The sequence below is a fragment of the uncultured Granulicatella sp. genome, assembly GCF_938030755.1.
Taxonomy (GTDB): domain Bacteria; phylum Bacillota; class Bacilli; order Lactobacillales; family Aerococcaceae; genus Granulicatella.
On the sequence record NZ_CALHIF010000071.1, the window covers coordinates 1 to 18466 of the forward strand.

The 18466-nt window shown below is 37.8% G+C and carries 14 protein-coding genes; 1 reads left to right on the plus strand and 13 read right to left on the minus strand.

Annotated elements, in window-relative coordinates:
* Window positions 1-74: 74 nt before the first annotated feature.
* The 11 genes from pknB to Q0594_RS07205 form a co-directional block, all read right to left on the minus strand.
* Entirely contained in the window at window positions 75-2042 is a 1968-nt protein-coding gene (gene pknB, locus Q0594_RS07155) for a Stk1 family PASTA domain-containing Ser/Thr kinase (protein WP_298730845.1), read from the minus strand.
* Window positions 2042-2788, minus strand: coding sequence for a Stp1/IreP family PP2C-type Ser/Thr phosphatase (locus Q0594_RS07160; protein WP_298730847.1), 747 nt, complete (start codon window positions 2786-2788; stop codon window positions 2042-2044). The genes pknB and Q0594_RS07160 overlap by 1 nt, the downstream gene beginning before the upstream one ends.
* A 21-nt stretch (window positions 2789-2809) precedes the next feature.
* Entirely contained in the window at window positions 2810-4132 is a 1323-nt protein-coding gene (gene rsmB / locus Q0594_RS07165; protein ID WP_298730849.1) for a 16S rRNA (cytosine(967)-C(5))-methyltransferase RsmB, read from the minus strand.
* Window positions 4125-5081, minus strand: coding sequence for a methionyl-tRNA formyltransferase (fmt, locus tag Q0594_RS07170; protein ID WP_298730851.1), 957 nt, complete (start codon window positions 5079-5081; stop codon window positions 4125-4127). Before fmt ends, rsmB begins: the two co-directional genes overlap by 8 nt.
* Window positions 5082-5090: 9 nt before the next feature.
* Window positions 5091-7496, minus strand: coding sequence for a primosomal protein N' (gene priA, locus Q0594_RS07175; RefSeq protein WP_298730853.1), 2406 nt, complete (start codon window positions 7494-7496; stop codon window positions 5091-5093).
* 129 nt (window positions 7497-7625) lie between these two features.
* Complete coding sequence (gene rpoZ / locus Q0594_RS07180; RefSeq protein WP_298730854.1) at window positions 7626-7841, minus strand: DNA-directed RNA polymerase subunit omega; 216 nt, start codon at window positions 7839-7841, stop codon at window positions 7626-7628.
* A 17-nt stretch (window positions 7842-7858) separates the two neighbouring features.
* Entirely contained in the window at window positions 7859-8494 is a 636-nt protein-coding gene (gene gmk / locus Q0594_RS07185; RefSeq protein ID WP_298730856.1) for a guanylate kinase, read from the minus strand.
* A gap of 207 nt (window positions 8495-8701) precedes the next feature.
* Window positions 8702-10069: an MATE family efflux transporter gene (locus tag Q0594_RS07190; RefSeq protein WP_298730858.1), complete on the minus strand. Its 1368-nt coding sequence runs from the start codon at window positions 10067-10069 to the stop codon at window positions 8702-8704.
* Between the two features lie 95 nt (window positions 10070-10164).
* Entirely contained in the window at window positions 10165-10812 is a 648-nt protein-coding gene (locus tag Q0594_RS07195) for an HD domain-containing protein (protein WP_298730859.1), read from the minus strand.
* On the minus strand, window positions 10809-11792 hold the full coding sequence (locus Q0594_RS07200; protein ID WP_298730861.1) for a Gfo/Idh/MocA family oxidoreductase: 984 nt from the start codon (window positions 11790-11792) through the stop codon (window positions 10809-10811). The genes Q0594_RS07195 and Q0594_RS07200 overlap by 4 nt, the downstream gene beginning before the upstream one ends.
* A 92-nt stretch (window positions 11793-11884) precedes the next feature.
* A complete protein-coding gene (locus Q0594_RS07205; protein ID WP_298730862.1) occupies window positions 11885-12616 on the minus strand; it encodes an alpha/beta hydrolase in 732 nt (243 codons plus the stop codon).
* 200 nt (window positions 12617-12816) lie between these two features.
* On the opposite strand from Q0594_RS07205, the gene Q0594_RS07210 reads away from it, so the two are divergent.
* On the plus strand, window positions 12817-13671 hold the full coding sequence (locus Q0594_RS07210; RefSeq protein WP_298730864.1) for a VOC family protein: 855 nt from the start codon (window positions 12817-12819) through the stop codon (window positions 13669-13671).
* Between the two features lie 50 nt (window positions 13672-13721).
* Here the strand turns inward: Q0594_RS07210 and typA are convergent, their stop codons facing one another.
* Complete coding sequence (gene typA / locus Q0594_RS07215) at window positions 13722-15569, minus strand: translational GTPase TypA (protein ID WP_298730865.1); 1848 nt, start codon at window positions 15567-15569, stop codon at window positions 13722-13724.
* Between the two features lie 193 nt (window positions 15570-15762).
* Window positions 15763-18417: a DNA polymerase I gene (gene polA, locus Q0594_RS07220; protein WP_298730866.1), complete on the minus strand. Its 2655-nt coding sequence runs from the start codon at window positions 18415-18417 to the stop codon at window positions 15763-15765.
* Between the last annotated feature and the right edge of the window lie 49 nt (window positions 18418-18466).

Here is an 18466-nt window from a genome sequence, read left to right on the forward strand (position 1 = left end):
TTAATCTATTTTTATTAGAAAAGAAAGCAGAGTCTAAGTCATAAAAACTTGGATTCTGCCTCTATTATAATCTATTACTGAACAACACCGGTATCAATCGTTACTCCATCTTTTTTAATGATGTATTTACCACTATTCACCTGATTATTAAAAGTGAAATCAATACTGATTGTTGTTGTCTCCGTTATTTTAAACGATCTATAGGCTGTGTTTATATTATTATTGGCATCTTGAATGAAAACTTCTACCACATTTTGTTGTTTTTGGGGGGTAGTTGTATTGTTTCCATTTCCATTATTCGTCGGTTTTTTTTCTTCATATGGAATAGTGAATTTACGACTAACTACTCTTTCTCCTTTTCCTTTTGAAATAACAACCGATAAAGTATCCCCTTGTTTTAAAGCAGTCCCTTCTGCTGGTGACTGTTTAATAACCGTGTCTTCCGTCTCATTACTATTTTCTTCAGTAATTTGAAGTTTTAGTCCATTCTGTTTTGCGTATTCTTGAACGCCTGAACGAGTGTAACCTTTTAAGTTGACCAAACTCACTGGTTCTTTTCCTTTCGAAACTGTCAATACCATTTTTATTTCCTTCGCAACAACCTTTTGATCCTTTGCGATACTTTGTTCGGTAACTTTTCCAGCTTCGACTTTATCAGAATAGGTTTCTTTCTTTTCTACAGCAATTCCTAATTTTTGAAGTTCATCTTTTGCTTTCTCAAACGTACTACCAACGTAGTTTCCTATCGTCACCGTATCTTTTCCAGCACTAACTTTTAAAACTACTTTTGATTTTTCTCTAACCTTACTTCCGGCTTTAGGATTAGTTTCAACCACTTTTCCTTCTTCCACGGTATCTGATTTAACTTTTTGAACATCGGAAATTTCCAAATTCAAATCTGCCAATTTTACTTTTGCTTCAGCTTCCGTGTATTTACTCAAATCCGGAATAGTAATCTCTTTAGGTGCAGATTGAATATAAGCAAAAATTGCAGCGGCTCCAATAAGGGTTAGTAGCAGTAGTAAAATCCAAGGCCATTTTCTTCTTTTTTTCTTTGGTTCTTGAGTAATAGGCTTCTTTTCTTCATCAAATTGAATTTCAGGAACTTCTTTACTCGAAGTTGGGAGCTTTCGAGGTATGGCTCCTGTAGCAATCGGTTGTAAAACTTTTGTTTCCTGACTCAATGTAGTTGGTTTAAACATCGGTTCATTAAGCCTTTCAGGATTCAAGCAAGTTTGTAAATCTTCCAGCATCTCTTCACAACTATTATAACGATCCAAAGGTTCTTTTGCAGTTGCTTTAAGAACTATATTTTCCAAGCTTTGATGAACTGTTGGTAACATTAATGAAATTCGCGGAAGTGGTTCTTGAAAATGTTTTAGGGCAATTGATACAGCAGACTCCCCTTCAAATGGAACCTCACCAACTAACAATTCATACAGAACAATTCCAAGAGCATATATATCACTTCGAATCGTAGCCATTCCGCCTCTAGCTTGTTCTGGAGATAAATAATGAACAGATCCTAATAACGTATTTGTTTGAGTAAGCGAAGTCTCCGATAATGCAATCGCAATCCCAAAATCTGTAATTTTAACATCACCATGGTTATCAATCAAAATATTTTGAGGCTTAATATCGCGATGAATAATTCTATTTTGATGAGCCACCTCTATAGCAGAAACAATTTGTGTCATAATACGCACTGCTTCTCTTGGTGGTAGAGGCCCTCTTTCTCGAATATATTCTTTTAAATCGGTTCCTTCGACGTATTCCATCACAATATAATGGGTCCCATTTTCTTCTCCTACATCATAAACTCCTACAATATTAGGATGAACTAATTGAGTTGCCGATTGAGCCTCTCTTTGAAAACGTCTCATTGCCGCTTCATTTGAATGAAAATCAAATCGTAATACTTTCACAGCAACAGGTCGCTCTAAAATTAAATCTCTTGCCAAATACACTGTGGCCATACCACCAGTTCCCACATGAGATTGAATCTTATACCGACCTCCGATTGTCTTCCCCGATTCAAACATTAAGCTACCTCCTCTCTCACCAAGTATTTAGCAATCGCCACGGTAATATTATCCCGGCCACCTGCTTCGTTAGCAGCTAAGACCGCCTTTTGAGCTTGTGTATTTACATCAGAATAATTACCTAATATTTCTTTTATATATTGATCTTCTAGCATGTTAGACAATCCGTCTGAACATAATAAAATCGTATCCTCATTTTTTAAAGTCACACGTACAAAATCAATTTGAACATTCAAAGTTATTCCCAAAGACTGAGTAACAACATTTCTTTGAGGATGTTTTTTTGCTTCCTCTTCAGTAATCTCTCCAGATTTTACCAATTCTTGTACGAGTGTATGGTCTTCAGTTATTTGTTTAATTTGAAAATTGCGATATAAATAAGCTCGACTGTCTCCAACATTTGCTACTAATAATTCAGATCCAATGATTACCGCTGCAACAATTGTTGTCCCCATCCCATCTAATTCACGATATTGGTTTGCTTTCTGAAAGACACGATCATTTTCAGCCTGAATATTTTTTACGAGCCATTGGTAGGCTGCTTCTATATCCGTAATACTTTCTTCTTCCCAACGTTTTCCCAAATGAGATAATGCCATAGCACTAGCTACATCCCCAGCATTATGCCCGCCAATCCCATCGCAAACAACGATAAGTGGCATATTTTGAGTATTCAAAAAATATCCGGCAGCATCTTCGTTTAAAGTACGTCTTTGCCCGACGTCACTCTTGATGGCTATCTCCATATTTTCCCTCCTGTTGCGAATCTATTTCCTTACCATTCTTGCAATAAAAAAACCATCTGTATGATATTCATGCGGCAATATGGTAAGCATCGGATTTTCATTAGTACACCCAAACTCTTCTATTGGTTGTAATTCAAAATCCGGATGATTGGCTAAAAATTTAAGAACGACTTCCTCATTCTCACTTTTATTAATCGTGCAAGTTGAATAAATCAATTTTCCACTGTTCTTTACCATTGTAGCAACTGACGCTAAAATTTCCAACTGTATTATTTGTAATTTTGTTAAATCTTCACTATTTTTTGTATATCTTATATCTGGTTTACGACGCATTAAGCCTAAACCCGAACACGGTGCATCTATAAACACTGCATCAAAACTTTCTTTTTCAAACAGTTCTCCTGCTTTTCTAGCATCGAGAGCGTGAGTACGAATACGATCTTCTACTCCTAGACGTTTGGCGTTTTGATGAATCTTGCGTAATTTATTTTCATGTAAATCCAACGCTTCAACAAATCCACCTTCTTCAGGCACCAGATAACTTGCAAAATGAGTAGTCTTTCCTCCAGGAGCAGCACAAGTATCAAGCACTTTATCCCCAGGATGTAACCTGCCTACTTGAGCCACTAATGAGGATGACTCGTCTTGAACCGTAACAACTCCATCTTTGAACGCTTTAGATTGCAATAAATCTCCTTCTTCAACGATAATCGCTCGAGGAGATAACTTACTTGCTTGAACCGTCACACCTTCCTCCTGAAGAAGAGTTTTCACGTCCTCAATCGACATCTCTGAATTTTGAACACGCGCGCTTAAATGTGGCGCAATATTTAAACTCGGGAAAATTTCTCTAACCTCTTCCCCATATTGTTCAAACAATAAATCCACAATCCAGCGCGGCATACTATATTCAATACTTAAACGGTCCCGTTCGTTTTTAATAGAAGCAACCCCATCGAATCCGGCGCGTTGAACATTTCTAAGAACACCATTGACGAATTTCGCAATTCCTTGATGCCCACGATTCTTAGCAATCTGCACTGCTTCATAAATAGCTGCACGATCTGGAATACGGTCAAGGTATGCCATTTGGTATACAGTCATTCGTAGTAAACTTAGTACCCATAGTTCCATTTTCTTTTGTTTTTCGACAAATGGTTTTAAATAGAAGTCTAATGTCAATTTACGTTGAATAGTTCCATAGAACAATTCCGTTAATAACCCTCTATCTCTTGCGTCCAATTTATGTTTTTGTAACACATTTTGAAATGCGACGGTCGAGTATGCTTGATTCTTTTCTACATTCGTTAATAATTCTACGCAAATATCACGTACATTACTCATGGTTTAATCCCTCAAAAACGGCATCGCTCCTCAACAATTCTGGAAATCCGTTCATAAATGCCTTCGCATCCATTTGAGCTTTTCCTGCTGGTTGAAGACGTGTAATCTCAAGAACAGTTCCATCGCCACAAGCCACATATAAACGTCCGCCTTCTACAAATAAGCTTCCTGGTGCTTTAGCAGTTTGTTTATCCGTTACAGCAACACCCCACATCTTCACACGATTTCCATTTAAAATCGTAAAAGACGTTGGCCATGGACGTAACCCACGAACGAAGCAATCTACTTCAGTCGCTGTTTTATTCCAATCGATTTGCTCTTCGTCTCTTGAAATATTTGGAGAGAACGATACTAGCGCTTCATCTTGTTCCACTTCTGTTATCGTGCCCGCAAATAACGCTGGTAATGTTTCAATCAGTAAATCCGCTCCAACGACGCTTAGTTTTTCAAACATACTAGCAACATCATCTTCTCCAGTAATCGGAATCGCACGTTGCGAAATAATCGCACCCGCATCCATCTTGGCAACCATACGCATAATCGTTACGCCTGTTTCTTTATCTCCATTCATAATCGCATAATGAATTGGCGCTCCACCACGGTACTTTGGGAGTAGTGATGCATGAACGTTCACCGCACCAAAACGCGGGAAGTTTAAAAACTTCGTTGGCAAGAATTGACCATAAGCTGCTGTTACAATTAAATCTGCATCTAGTTGCATCAACTCTTCCAATTCCTGCGATCCACTTAATTTTTCTGGTTGATAGACAGGAATATCATGCTCCAATGCAACTACCTTCACAGGAGTTGGTGTAATCACCTTCTTACGTCCAACTGCACGGTCTGGTTGTGTCACAACCGCAATCACTTCAACTGTTTCTTCATCAATTAATCGTTTCAAAACACCTGTTGAAAACTCAGGCGTTCCCATAAAAATAACTTTCTTCATTTTTCACCTCTATAAGAAATGTTGTGGTTCCATATCAATCGTCATGAGTAATTTCTTTGTATCCACTTCTTGCGTTTCCATCATCAGTTGTTCAAGAAACTCTTGTAGTTGCGGTTCGTTTTTGTATTTCACAATAATTTGGAAATAATAACGATTATTCATTCTCGCAATCGACTTAGCAGTCGGTCCTAGCACAACTGCATTCGGCGACACATTCGCTTTTAACGCCTTATGCACTTCGACAGCTTTCTTCAACGCCACTCCTTCATCTTCACTTGAGAAAGTAATCATCGTTGTAAAGAAGTACGGTGGGTAATTTGCCATATGACGCATCCGCATCTCTGTTTCAAAGAATCGCTCATACTGATGACCTTGCGCTAATTGAATCGCGTAGTGCGTTGGGTTATAAGTTTGGATAAATACCTCACCTGGTTTATCCCCACGCCCTGCACGTCCTGAAACTTGAGTCAGTAGTTGGAATGTTTTTTCCGAACTTCTAAAGTCAGGAATATTCAGCGCTGTATCCGCATTAATAACGCCTACAAGCGTTACATTTGGATAATCGAGACCTTTCGCAATCATCTGAGTTCCAATTAAAATATCCGCTTCTCGATTCTCAAACTGTTTCAGAATCGCTTCATGTTGTCCTTTACGTCTTGTCGTATCCACGTCCATTCGCACAATGCGCGCATCTGGGAACACTTCTTGCAATTCTTCTTGCACCTTTTGCGTTCCTGTTCCAAAATAACGAATCTGTCTACTTTGACATTTTGGACAGAAATTAGGGATATGTTCTTCATGTCCACAATAGTGACATTTCATACTTCTCGTATCCATATGAAGCGTTAATGAAATATCACAATTTGGGCATTCTAAAACCGTTCCGCAATCACGACAAAGTACAAATGAAGAATATCCGCGTCGGTTTAAGAGTAAGACACTTTGTTCTCCTCGTTCTAATCGTTTTTCGACCGCATCTAGCAAAGTCTTTGAAAATGATCCTTTTTGATGAACGAATTCCGTTCTCATATCAATCAAATGAACTTCTGGTAACAGTTGTGCCTTTGCACGTTTCGTTAATCTCAAAAGCGTATAAACGCCCTTTTGTGCACGCGCACGAGACTCAAGACTTGGTGTCGCACTTCCTAACACCACTGGACAGTGATGATATTCCCCACGCCAAATCGCTACATCGCGAGCGTGGTATCTTGGAGACTCATCTTGTTTATACGTTGCTTCGTGTTCTTCATCTAAAATGATAATTCCGATGTTGTCTAATGGAGCAAAGACCGAAGAACGAGCACCTACAACAATGTCTGCTTCCTTATTCTTAATCTTACGCCATTCATCGTATTTTTCTCCGACACTTAACCCACTATGAAGTACCGCCACTCGGTCTCCAAAGCGCGATTTGAATCGGTCGACCATTTGAGGGGTCAATGCGATTTCTGGAACGAGCATCATCGCACTTTTTCCTTTCTCAATCACTTCCCCAATCCATTGTAAGTACACTTCTGTTTTCCCAGAACCTGTTACACCTTCTAACAAGTATACTTTCGATTTTTCAGTATCAATAGATTCTTCTTTCACTCGGTCAAATGCAACTTGTTGTTCAGAATTCAATTGGAATGGATCACTCTTTTTAAAGACTCTTCCTTTGTAAGGGTCCCGATTTACTTCCTTTTGAACAATCGTAATCCAATTACGTTCCACTGCGAATTTTAAATCAGCAGTTGTAAAATCTGTATCTTCCAAGAAACTTTTCTTCTGGATTTCCATACTCTCCATCGAAGCGAGTGTCTTTAATAGAGCTATTTTCTTCTTCGCACGTGAAGAAACCGTAGGGATAAACTCCTCATATTCTTGCAACATGTAATTCAATCGAATCCAGTCTTCTGTCTTTACCTTGGCACGGTCTTTGACAAGTGTCTCGATGACCACTGCGCCTTCTTTTTTCAACTTCATCAATTGTTTTAAATGTTCTTCAGGAAGGTCATCCGTATATAACAAGGTTCTCTCGTTATGGAAAATTTCTCTAAATACATCTTCATTCTCTTGTGGATTTACTAATACAAATTGTTTTTCGTAATTCGACTTCAACATTGCAGGGAGCATTGTTTGGTAGCATTGAATCAAGAACGCATGAACCTTCTTTGACAAATATGCTCCTAGTTGAATCATTTCAGGTGATAAGACTGGATCTAAATCCATTAAATGCAAAATATCTTTAGCTTCACCCTCAAAAGTGGATTCATCAATGAGTTCTAACACAAAACCAGATACGCTTCTTACACCAAACGGTACCGCAACACGCATTCCAACCTCAATGCTCTCTTGTAATATTTCAGGAACATGATAATCAAAAGGGCGATTCACATGAATGACTGGTACATCAACGATTACTTTTGCATACATCTTTTCACCTCCAAAATTGTTTTACTATTTATTATACCATAATGAACTTTATTTTGTTGTCGTCTACGCTATACTTCTATATTGCAAAAATAAAAAGCCAAGGGAGGCCCCCTTGACTAAATATTGAATTTATACATGTTCAGGTTTGCTATCTTCACGGATAGTTAATTTTCCAGCTGCAATCTCTTCTAACGCACGACCAACATTTTTATGTGATTCATATTTTTCTAACAATGGTGGTTCATGGTGGTGTAATTCATGCGCACGTTTACTTGAAAGAATTACTAATGAATATTTTGAATCGATTTTTTTTAGTAACTTATCGATTGATGGGTATAACATCATAACAACTTTCCCTCTTTCTACTCTTCCTCTAAAATTTCTTCTAACTCATCTTCAAACTCTTCAATACTCTCTATATTTCGTTGAATTCGTAAATGTTCAGTTTGAATAATAGCTTCAATTTGTTGAACCGCATTTTCTACTTTGTCATTAATAACAGAGTAATCATAATACTTCATCAAACAAAGTTCTTCTCTAGCAACCTTCATACGGTTTTTAATCACTTCGTCTGAATCTGTTCCACGGTTTACGATGCGAGATTCTAGTTCATGTAAATCAGGTGGTGTTAAGAAGATAAACACCCCGTCTGGCATCGCTTCACGAACTTGAAGCGCTCCTTGAACTTCAATTTCTAAGAATACATCTTTTCCTTTATCTAATGTTTCTTGTACATAATCTAAAGGTGTTCCATAGTAGTTTCCTACATATTCCGCGTATTCTAATAATTTTTTATTTGCAATCATCTCTTCAAATTCTTCTCTAGATTTGAAGAAATAATCTTTTCCATCCACTTCACCTGGTCTTGGCTTACGAGTCGTTGCAGATACTGAGTACACAAATTTTTGATTGCCTTTTGCAAAAATAGCCGCGCGTACTGTTCCTTTTCCGACACCTGAAGGCCCAGATAAAACGATTAATAAACCTTTTCTTGCCATAATCGTTTGAAAACTCCAATCTCTTTACATCTTTCTACTATAGTATCACAAACACGGTTTTTGCACCAATCAAAAATAATAGAAAATCAATAAAAAATCAATCTCCATAAGTTTTCTTAGGAGTTTCCAAATTTTCGATTAGCCAAATTACTTTTCTCTTCTCATTAATCTCAAATAAAAAAGTCTAAAACGCTCTAACCTTTCCCATTATGCAATTCGAATATTTTTCCATCGCCCACTTCTAAATCGAAGTAGAATAATCATATCTCGAATAAATTGGTCGATAAAGACGGCGTACCATGCACCAGCAAGTCCCCATCCAAAGAAATTTACAAATACATATCCTAAACTTAATCGAATCACACATGATCCGATGAAAATCGCAATCAGTGGCCAAACTGTATCTCCTGCGCCACGCAGGGCTCCAGAAGTAATTAGTTGATGACTTTGAAATGGTTGAACAAAGGCAACAATGGATAAAGCAATCACTGTATTTTGAATGATTTCTACATTATCAGTGTAAAGCCCCGCCAATAAAGATGCTCCGAAGTAAATGGATACTGACATCATGATTGCTAAAGTTAATCCTATTCGCTGACACATCTTCGTATATCGCTCTGCTAATTTCTCATCTTTGGCTCCAAGTGATTGCCCCATTAATGACGAAGCTGTAATCCCGAAAGCTTGGGCTGGGGAATACGATAGCGACAGAACATTTAAAGCAATTTGGTGAGCAGCATACACATTGTTTCCTAACCCTGAAACAATCTTCAAGAACATAATGACTCCAAAACGAAGTGCCATCTGTTCTAACGCCGTTGGAATTCCGATTCGAACTAAATCCCTCATCACATCAAAACTAAACTCAAATTTTTCTTTAAAGTCTAGTTTTAACACACTCTTTCCAGATAAGATGTAACGAACATTCAATACCATCGCAATAAAATTCGATAAAGCTGTAGCAATGGCTGCCCCTGTCACCCCTAAAGCTGGAAGTCCAAACATACCATAAATTAAAATTGCATTTCCTAAAACATTACAACTATTGGCAATAATATTATTCTTCATAGGAATTTTTGTTTCCCCAATTCCACGAAGATCCGCTGTCACAGTAAAAGATAATGATTGGAAAATAAAACCAATTGTGACAATTCTAAAATAATCCACACCGACATTAATAACCGTTGCGTCTCCACCTAGCATCGATAAAATTTCTGGAGCAAATATTATCATAAAAATAGCCGTTGGTGTTACACAGAAAATCATTGCAAGAATCATGACATGTTTTAAGATATTTCCCATACGATTGAATTTCTTTGCACCAAAATATCTGGCAATAATCGCAGTCCCACCAACATTTAAAGCTTGAATCAAACTAAGACCTAGAAACATTGGTTGATTCGTCATCCCAACAGCAGAAACGGCTGCAGCAGAGTCACCAGAAATCTTACCAACCATCATCATATCAACCATCCCAAAAAGGGCTCCAAGAAGAACTTCTACAAATACTGGCCATACAATGACAAATATATTTTTTCTTAGTTCTTTATTCGTTAGTTGTTGCTGTTCTTCCACGCAACCAATCCTCTCACCTTAAAATGTAGTTACTATTTTACACCTATTTTCTTTTCAAAACAAATAAGCGACAAACATTTTGTCGCTTACGTCTTTTATCGTTTCCCTTCCCACTCTGCATAGAATTGCTGTAGATACATTTCCAAAAAAGCATGCCGTCCTTTTGCTAATTTCTTGCCATAGTCCGTATTCATCAATTCTTTTAACTTTAGTAATTTTTCATAGAAATGCATAATCGCAGTTGATTCCCCATTCCTATATTCTTCAGGTGTCATTTGTTCACGCGGTTTCATATTTGGTTGATGAATCAGTCTTCCTGTACTTCCAGAATAACACATCACTCTGGCAATACCGATTGCACCAATCGCATCTAAGCGGTCAGCATCTTGTACTACTTTTCCTTCGAGCGAAAGTTCTTGTTGCTCCTTGTGATTCTTAAACGACATTCTTGTAATGATCGATTCAATAGCATCTATCTGATCAGAGGTTAGATCTATCGAAGTTAGAAATTCCTTCAATTCCTTTAATGCATCTGCTGGATTTTGGATAACTTTATCGTCGATAACATCATGAAGTAGCGCTGCGGCTTCACAAATAAATAAATCTGCCCCTTCCGCCTGCGCAATCGTCTTCGTCGTATTGACCACTCGTTCAATATGCGACAAATCGTGCCCTGTTCTATCCATGCTGAGCACTCTTTTAGCATATTGTTCCATCGCTTTTAATTGTTCTTCTTGCTTCATACTTCCTCTTCCTCAGGATACTTGATGCCCCATTCACGGCGTAAGTCGGTCATAATTTTCATCACATCGACCGTATATTCTAAATGCATGCAGTCTACTCCTGTATCGATGGTTGACTCCATATCGAGTACCTCATAGGCTAAGGCATCCAGCCCTCGTTCATCTTCAAAAGTTTCAACATTCCCATCTTCTGTATAAGTAATCGTTGCTTTATGTGCTCTTGGATAATCGACAATCTCAATATACCCTTTGTCATAAGCAATCACTCCGCGTTTTGGTTGTTTAGCATGGAGAGTCATCGTGACTGTTGCCATTTCTCCAGCGTCATTTGACAAAACGATTCCAGCTTGTTCATCCACACCCGTTGGCGCTAATTTCACTTGAGAAACCATCGAACTAGGTGCTTCACTCATAAAATAACGAATGCATGACAGGGCATATACACCAATATCCAGCAATGCTCCTCCTGCTAGATTGCGGTTAAAAAAACGATTGGTCATATCATAATCTTTATAGCTTCCAAAGTTCATTTGAATCATACGGAGCTCACCCAATTTTTCAGCTTCTTTAGTTAATTGTTTATAGACTGGCATATGGTAAAGCGTCATCGCTTCTGCCAAAATCACATTGTTTTCTTTAGCGAGTTGTAATGCTTCTTCTAACTCTTCACTGTTTAATGTAATCGCCTTTTCGCATAGCACATGCTTTCCAGCAGCTAACGCTTTTCTAAGATAGTGAATATGTGTGTTATGAGGAGTTGAAATATAAATAATATCCACTGCTGGATCGGTAAAGACATCGTCAATTTCATCGTACACTTTTTCAATTCCATATTTTTCTGCGAACTTCAAAGCATTCGCATAGGTGCGGTTAGCAACCCCATAGAGTTTTCCATTCAAAGATTCTAGCGCTACTGCTAATTCATTAGCAATCACACCAGTTCCAATAGTAACCCAGTTCTTTGTTACTTTTTGTTGCATATGCTCTACCTCCAAAATTCGTTACTCTCATGATACCCGCCAAGGTGATAAAACTCAACTCTAGCGTAAAAAAAGCTAGACCGAAGCCTAGCTTAATGGGTTTCTATAAATTGTTTAATCAGTTGAACTAATTGTTTTTGTTGCTCTTGTGCACTCATTGTAGCAGTACCATCACCATTTTGCTGACCATACAGTCCAAATCCACTATGATTTCCACCTTCAATCGTTGTATAGATTGTAGACTCCGGCAACTTTGACTTAGCATCCTCATATTTATCTTGATTCAAAATTTTATCATTTGAAGCTGTTATCGATAAAACCGGAATTTGTGTTCCACTAATATCCGTACTCTTATCTGGATAGCTTGCAAGCAGGATTAGCCCCGCAACTTTTTGATTCTCATTTAGATTTTTTGCTTCGACCGTTGAAACCACTCCTCCAAGAGAATGTCCTCCAAGAAAGACTTTATCTAAGTGTTCTTCCTTCACTATAGTGGCCATTGTTCCATTGTCTAATACTGGTAGATTTAACTGCGAAGAAATAAGATACACTTCAATTCCTTCTTTCGCTAAATCATCTGCTAACTTGGCATAAGCTTGAGGTTCAACCATCGCTCCTGTATAGAAAATAAATGTTCCTTTCTTCTCACCAGTCACTTCAAAATGAGTCCAATTATTTTTTTGCTCAAATGCAGCAACATTCCAAATTTCTTGTGCTTCTGGAGTCCCTCTGTAAGTAAACATTTGAATCAATCCAAGTGCTAATAAAATAAAAGCAAATAGCACTCCAAAAATCCCATACATAATTTCCCTTTGTTTTGTCATCTATCATCTCTTCTCTCTATAAACCTTACTACTATTAGAATACTACAACTGTTTGCAAAAAAACAATACGCCAAATGCAAGTTATACCGTATACGGTATAACTTAACTTTCAAAATCGAAAATTTCATAAGCAAGTTATTTGTCATTTTAATATTAAAGTGTATACTAAACTCATACAAAAAAAGAAAGAAGGATTGAAAATGTACCCATTATACAATAGCCAAATTAAATTAAATGAAGTAACACTAAATGTAAATCATCTATTGCAGGAAACGGAATTTTACACAAAGGAACTTGGTCTTCAAATCTTGAGTCAATCCGATTCTGAAGTGTTACTGGGCATTGGAATAACACCCCTTGTTCGACTTATTCATACGAATATCGATAAAAATGTTAAAGATAGTTATGGTCTATATCACTTGGCAATTCATCTTCCAACTAGAGAAGCTCTCGGAGACTTTTTAAGACATGTAGTTCATACATCTCTTCCCCTTGTTGGTACCGCTGACCATGGTTATAGTGAAGCAATTTATCTTGAAGATTTCGAAGGAAATGGAATTGAAGTGTACCACGATAAACCAGTAAACGTCTGGGATATTCGTGAAGATGGAAGAATTATTGGTGTTACTGAGGAAATGGATGGCCAAGAAATCTACGAATTAGGTCGTGATACTACTCCTTACCAAATGCCAGAAGGAACACGTATGGGGCACGTTCACCTATCTACTCGAGATTCAAAAGAGACGATGCTATACTTAACTACTCTTCTTCCAGTAGAAGATAAATTCTCAGTCCCTTCAGGAAGTTGGATTGCTTCAGGTGATTATCACCATCATCTTGCGGTTAACCAATGGGGAGGACCTCATCTTGATGTTCGCGTCAAAAATATTCCAGGGCTTGCTTACTATACGGTTGAAACAAACGACGATTCAGTCTTCAAAAATATTTTACAAAAAGCAACAGTTCTTGCAACATCCATTGAAAAACGTAATGAAAATGAAGTCGACATTACTGACAGCAACGGAATTACCGTTCGTGTTACATTAAAACAATAAAAACAGTTAAAAAAGGTGGATACATTGCATCCACCTTTTTACAATTCAGATTAATTTTCTGCTTCGGCTTGTTTCTTACGTTTATTTGCTTTTTCACGTTCGCCTTTATTTAGAATTTGTTTTCTTAAACGAATGGTTTCTGGAGTAACTTCGCAGTATTCATCGTCTGATAAGAATTCTAATGACTCTTCAAGAGATAGTTTCTTAGGAGTCTTAATCACTGAAGTTTGGTCTTTCGTAGCTGAACGAATATTTGTTTGTTGTTTTGCTTTCGTAATGTTTACCGCTAAGTCGTTTTCACGAGAGTGTTCTCCAACGATCATTCCTTCATAAATTTCAGTACCTGGCTCCGTAAAGATTACACCACGGTCTTCAACTCCCATAATTCCGTAAGTCGTTGCTTTTCCTGTATCTGTTGAAACAAGTGCACCATTACGGCGTCCACCAATGCTTGTTGGAATGTATGGTAAGTATTGATCGAATGTGTGGTTCATAATACCGTATCCACGTGTCATTGATAAGAATTCAGTTGTATATCCTAATAATCCACGTGCTGGAACTAAGAAGACGATACGAACTTGTCCGTTATCATTGTGTTGCATATCTTGCATTTCACCTTTACGGTTACTTAATGATTCGATAATTGAACCCATGTATTCTTCAGGAGTATCGATTTGTACACGTTCAAATGGTTCACATTTTACGCCATCGATTTCTTTAATAATTACTTCTGGACGAGATACTTGTAACTCAAATCCTTCACGACGCATGTTTTCGATTAAGATTGATAAGTGTAATTCCCCACGTCCTGATACAATCCATGCATCTGGTGAATCTGTTGATTCCACTTTTAGAGATACGTCTGTTTGTAATTCACGCATTAGACGTTCTTCAATCTTACGAGCTGTAACGAACTTCCCTTCGCGTCCTGCAAAAGGTGAATTGTTCGTCAAGAATGTCATTTGTAATGTTGGTTCATCAATGTGTAATACTGGCAGGCTTTCTTGTGTATCTACTGGTGTTACTGTTTCTCCAACGAAGATATCTTCCATACCAGATACAGCAATTAAATCCCCTGCTTTTGCTTCATTGATTTCTAAACGATTTAATCCGAAGAAACCAAATAATTTTGTAACACGGAAGTTTTTCTTTGTTCCATCTAATTTTAGAAGAGATACTTGGTCCCCTACTTTAATGGTTCCACGAAAGACACGTCCGATACCGATACGTCCCACATATTCATTATAGTCTAATAATGACACTTGGAATTGTAATGGTTCGTCTGAGTTATCCACTGGAGCAGGAATGTGTTCGATAATCGTATCAAATAAGTAATCCATTGTTTCTTCTTGATCTGCAGGATTATCAGATAAACTTGAAGTTCCGTTTAATGCTGAAGCATATACTACTGGGAATTCTAATTGATCGTCATCTGCTCCTAATTCGATGAATAATTCAAGTACCTCATCGACTACTTCCTCTGGACGAGCAGCATCACGGTCAATTTTGTTTACTACAACGATTGGTGTTAAATGTTGTTCTAACGCTTTTTTCAATACAAAACGAGTTTGAGGCATTGTACCTTCATACGCATCCACTACAAGAACTACACCGTCTACCATTTTCATGATACGTTCTACTTCTCCACCAAAGTCCGCATGTCCTGGTGTATCCATAATATTGATTCGGGTTCCTTTATATTGAACAGCTGTATTTTTCGCTAAAATAGTAATACCTCGTTCACGTTCGATATCGTTTGAGTCCATTGCGCGTTCTGATAATTCTGTACGTGCATCTAAAGTATCTGATTGTTTTAATAATTCATCCACAAGTGTTGTTTTACCATGGTCAACGTGGGCGATAATAGCAATATTGCGAATATCATTTCTTAATTTCATGTATTTCCTCCATTGATTGACAAAATGAAAGTGATGGAATCTGAACGCTAAAAGAGCCCTTCCATCACCTTAACTTCTTCTCTTAACTCAAAAAGTATACTACAAAAACGCTGTAAACTCAAAAGATAAAAACAATAAGTACCATCTGCGTAAAATCTGTAAAGAGATGATACTTATTCATTACTCATTGAAGTTATTTGGCTTCAAACCAGTTGTCCCCTACATTACTATCTGCTCGTAGTGGTACTTTCAGACTTACGGCATTTTCCATGATTTCTTCTACTAAACTTTGAAGACTTTCTAATTCGTCTTGTGGCACTTCAAAAATCAACTCATCGTGCACTTGTAATAATAATTTAGCTTTGAATTGACGTTCTCTCATTTCACGGTCCAATTCAATCATGGCCATCTTCAAGATATCTGCAGCGCTTCCTTGGATTGGTGAGTTCATCGCTGTACGCTCTGCGAATGAACGTAAATTAAAGTTACTTGAATGAATATCTGGTAAGTAGCGACGACGATGGAATAAAGTTTCTACGTAATCTTTCTCACGCGCTTCTTTCACAACAGATTCCATAAAGTCTTTTACGCCCTGGAACTCTTCCAAATAACGGTCGATGAATTCTTTGGCTCTCTTACGGGAAATATTCAAGTTTTGCGACAATCCATAATCACTAATTCCATACACGATTCCAAAGTTTACTGCTTTGGCTTGGCGACGCATTTCACTGGTAACATCCTCCGGATTTGTAATACCAAACACACGCATTGCAGTATTGGTATGAATGTCTACGTTATTTTTGAAGGCTTCTATCATATGTTTATCGCCAGCAATATGGGCTAACACACGTAGTTCAATTTGCGAATAGTCACTTGAGAGAATCTTCCAATCATCGTGTTCTGGTAAGAACGCGTAACGGATACGACGGCCTTCTTTTGTACGAATTGGAATGTTTTGTAAGTTTGGATCCACTGAGCTTAGACGACCCGTTTGCGTTAAGTTTTGGACAAAACGCGTGTGAATCTTGCCGTCTTCTTGAATATACGCTTGCAAACCTTCGACATATGTTGAATTTAATTTCGCTAATTGACGATATTCTAAAATTAACTCTACGATAGGAGCTTGATGCGCTAACTTCTCAAGAACATCTACCGCTGTTGAATAACCTGTTTTCGTCTTCTTAATCACTGGTAATCCCATCTTTTCAAATAAGATGATCCCTAGTTGTTTGGTCGAATTGATATTAAACTCTTCCCCAGCAAGCGCATAGATTTCCTGCTCAATCTCTTTAAGACGTATCTCAAATTCCACACCCATCTCAACCAAGCGTTCTTTATCGACACGAATTCCTTGAATTTCCATACGTGCTAAAATGTCGCTCACCGGCAATTCCATTTCCCAATAAAGATGCGCTTGTTCATTTTCTTCAAGGCGTTTCAATAGTTTTTCAGGTGCTTGGGCAATCGTATACACTTTGGCTGCTAAATGCTGATTCCATACCTCTTTATCTTCAGGAATTTGGATTTTAACGCCTTTACCATATACGGCTTCGTCACTAGAAAGTATCGTCACATCTACACGACGAGCTACGTCACTAATCTCTTTCACGATATCATTCGTATCCACAAGGTAAGCAAGTAGTGACACATCATATTTAGCACCTTCTAACACTAGACCGAAACGGTGTGCAAGCACTTTGGCTGCTTTTGTATCAAATAAATGTTTCTCCACTGAAGCATCCGCCAGCCATTCCTTGAAAGCTTTTGATGCAACGGCAGTATCTAAATCAGTCACGAAGACCTCTTTTTCATTTCCGAAGGCAACGGCAATCACCTGCGCAACATGATAGTTCGCTTCAAGAGTCTCAAAATGCACACTGGTAGCACCTTTAAGCAACTCTTCGGTAATCTCGGTCACACGTTTGACATTTGGGCGCTCGGCTTTTGGTGCTGCTTCTATAGCAGTGGCACCTGAATTTAATAGGTCTGATTGGAAAGAATTGAAGTTCATTTCCTTATAGAACGACATCAATGCATCCACATCTTGTTCCTTGCGAAGTGTATCCTCCAAAGTAATTTCGATTGGCGACTCTACATTGATGCGTGCTAGTTTCTTACTTAAGAAAGCCAACTCTTTATCATTAATTAAATTTTCTTTCAACTTGCTCTTCTTCATTTCATCAACATGTTCATAAATACCTTCTATACTGCCAAATTCTTGAAGAAGCTTTACGGCTGTCTTTTCACCGACTTTTGTAACTCCAGGATAATTGTCGGAAGCGTCTCCCATTAACCCCTTCATGTCGATAATTTGTTCAGGTGTTAATCCATATTTTTCGAAAATCACTTCAGGAGTATATTCGACCAGTTCAGTCACTCCCTTTGTCGTTATTTTCACAGTGATATTCTTGTCTGCAAGCTGAATTAAGTCTTTATCTCCTGAAAGAACCACGACTTCATATCCTGCTTCTTCCCCTTTTCTTGCAAGAGTTCCAATTATATCGTCTGCTTCATATTGATTTAGTCGGTAATGAGGGATTCCCCATGCATCTAAAAGCACATTAAAATACGGCATTTGTTCAATAAATTCCCCTGGAGTTTTTGAACGTCCTCCTTTATAATCTGCATACATTTCTGTACGGAAAGTTGTCTTCCCGGCATCCCATGCTACAAGTACATGTGTAGGTTTTTCAGAATCTAAAATTGACTTAAACATACGATGAAATGAATAGAGTGCGTTTGTATGTAAGCCGTTAGAATTTTTAAAACGATTTAAATCTAAAATCGAGAAAAATGCGCGGAATGCTAAGCTACTTCCGTCTACAAGTAATAATTTTTCTTTTACCATAATATGCCTCCTAATAAGTCATTATCAGTGTAACAAATAAACAAACTTG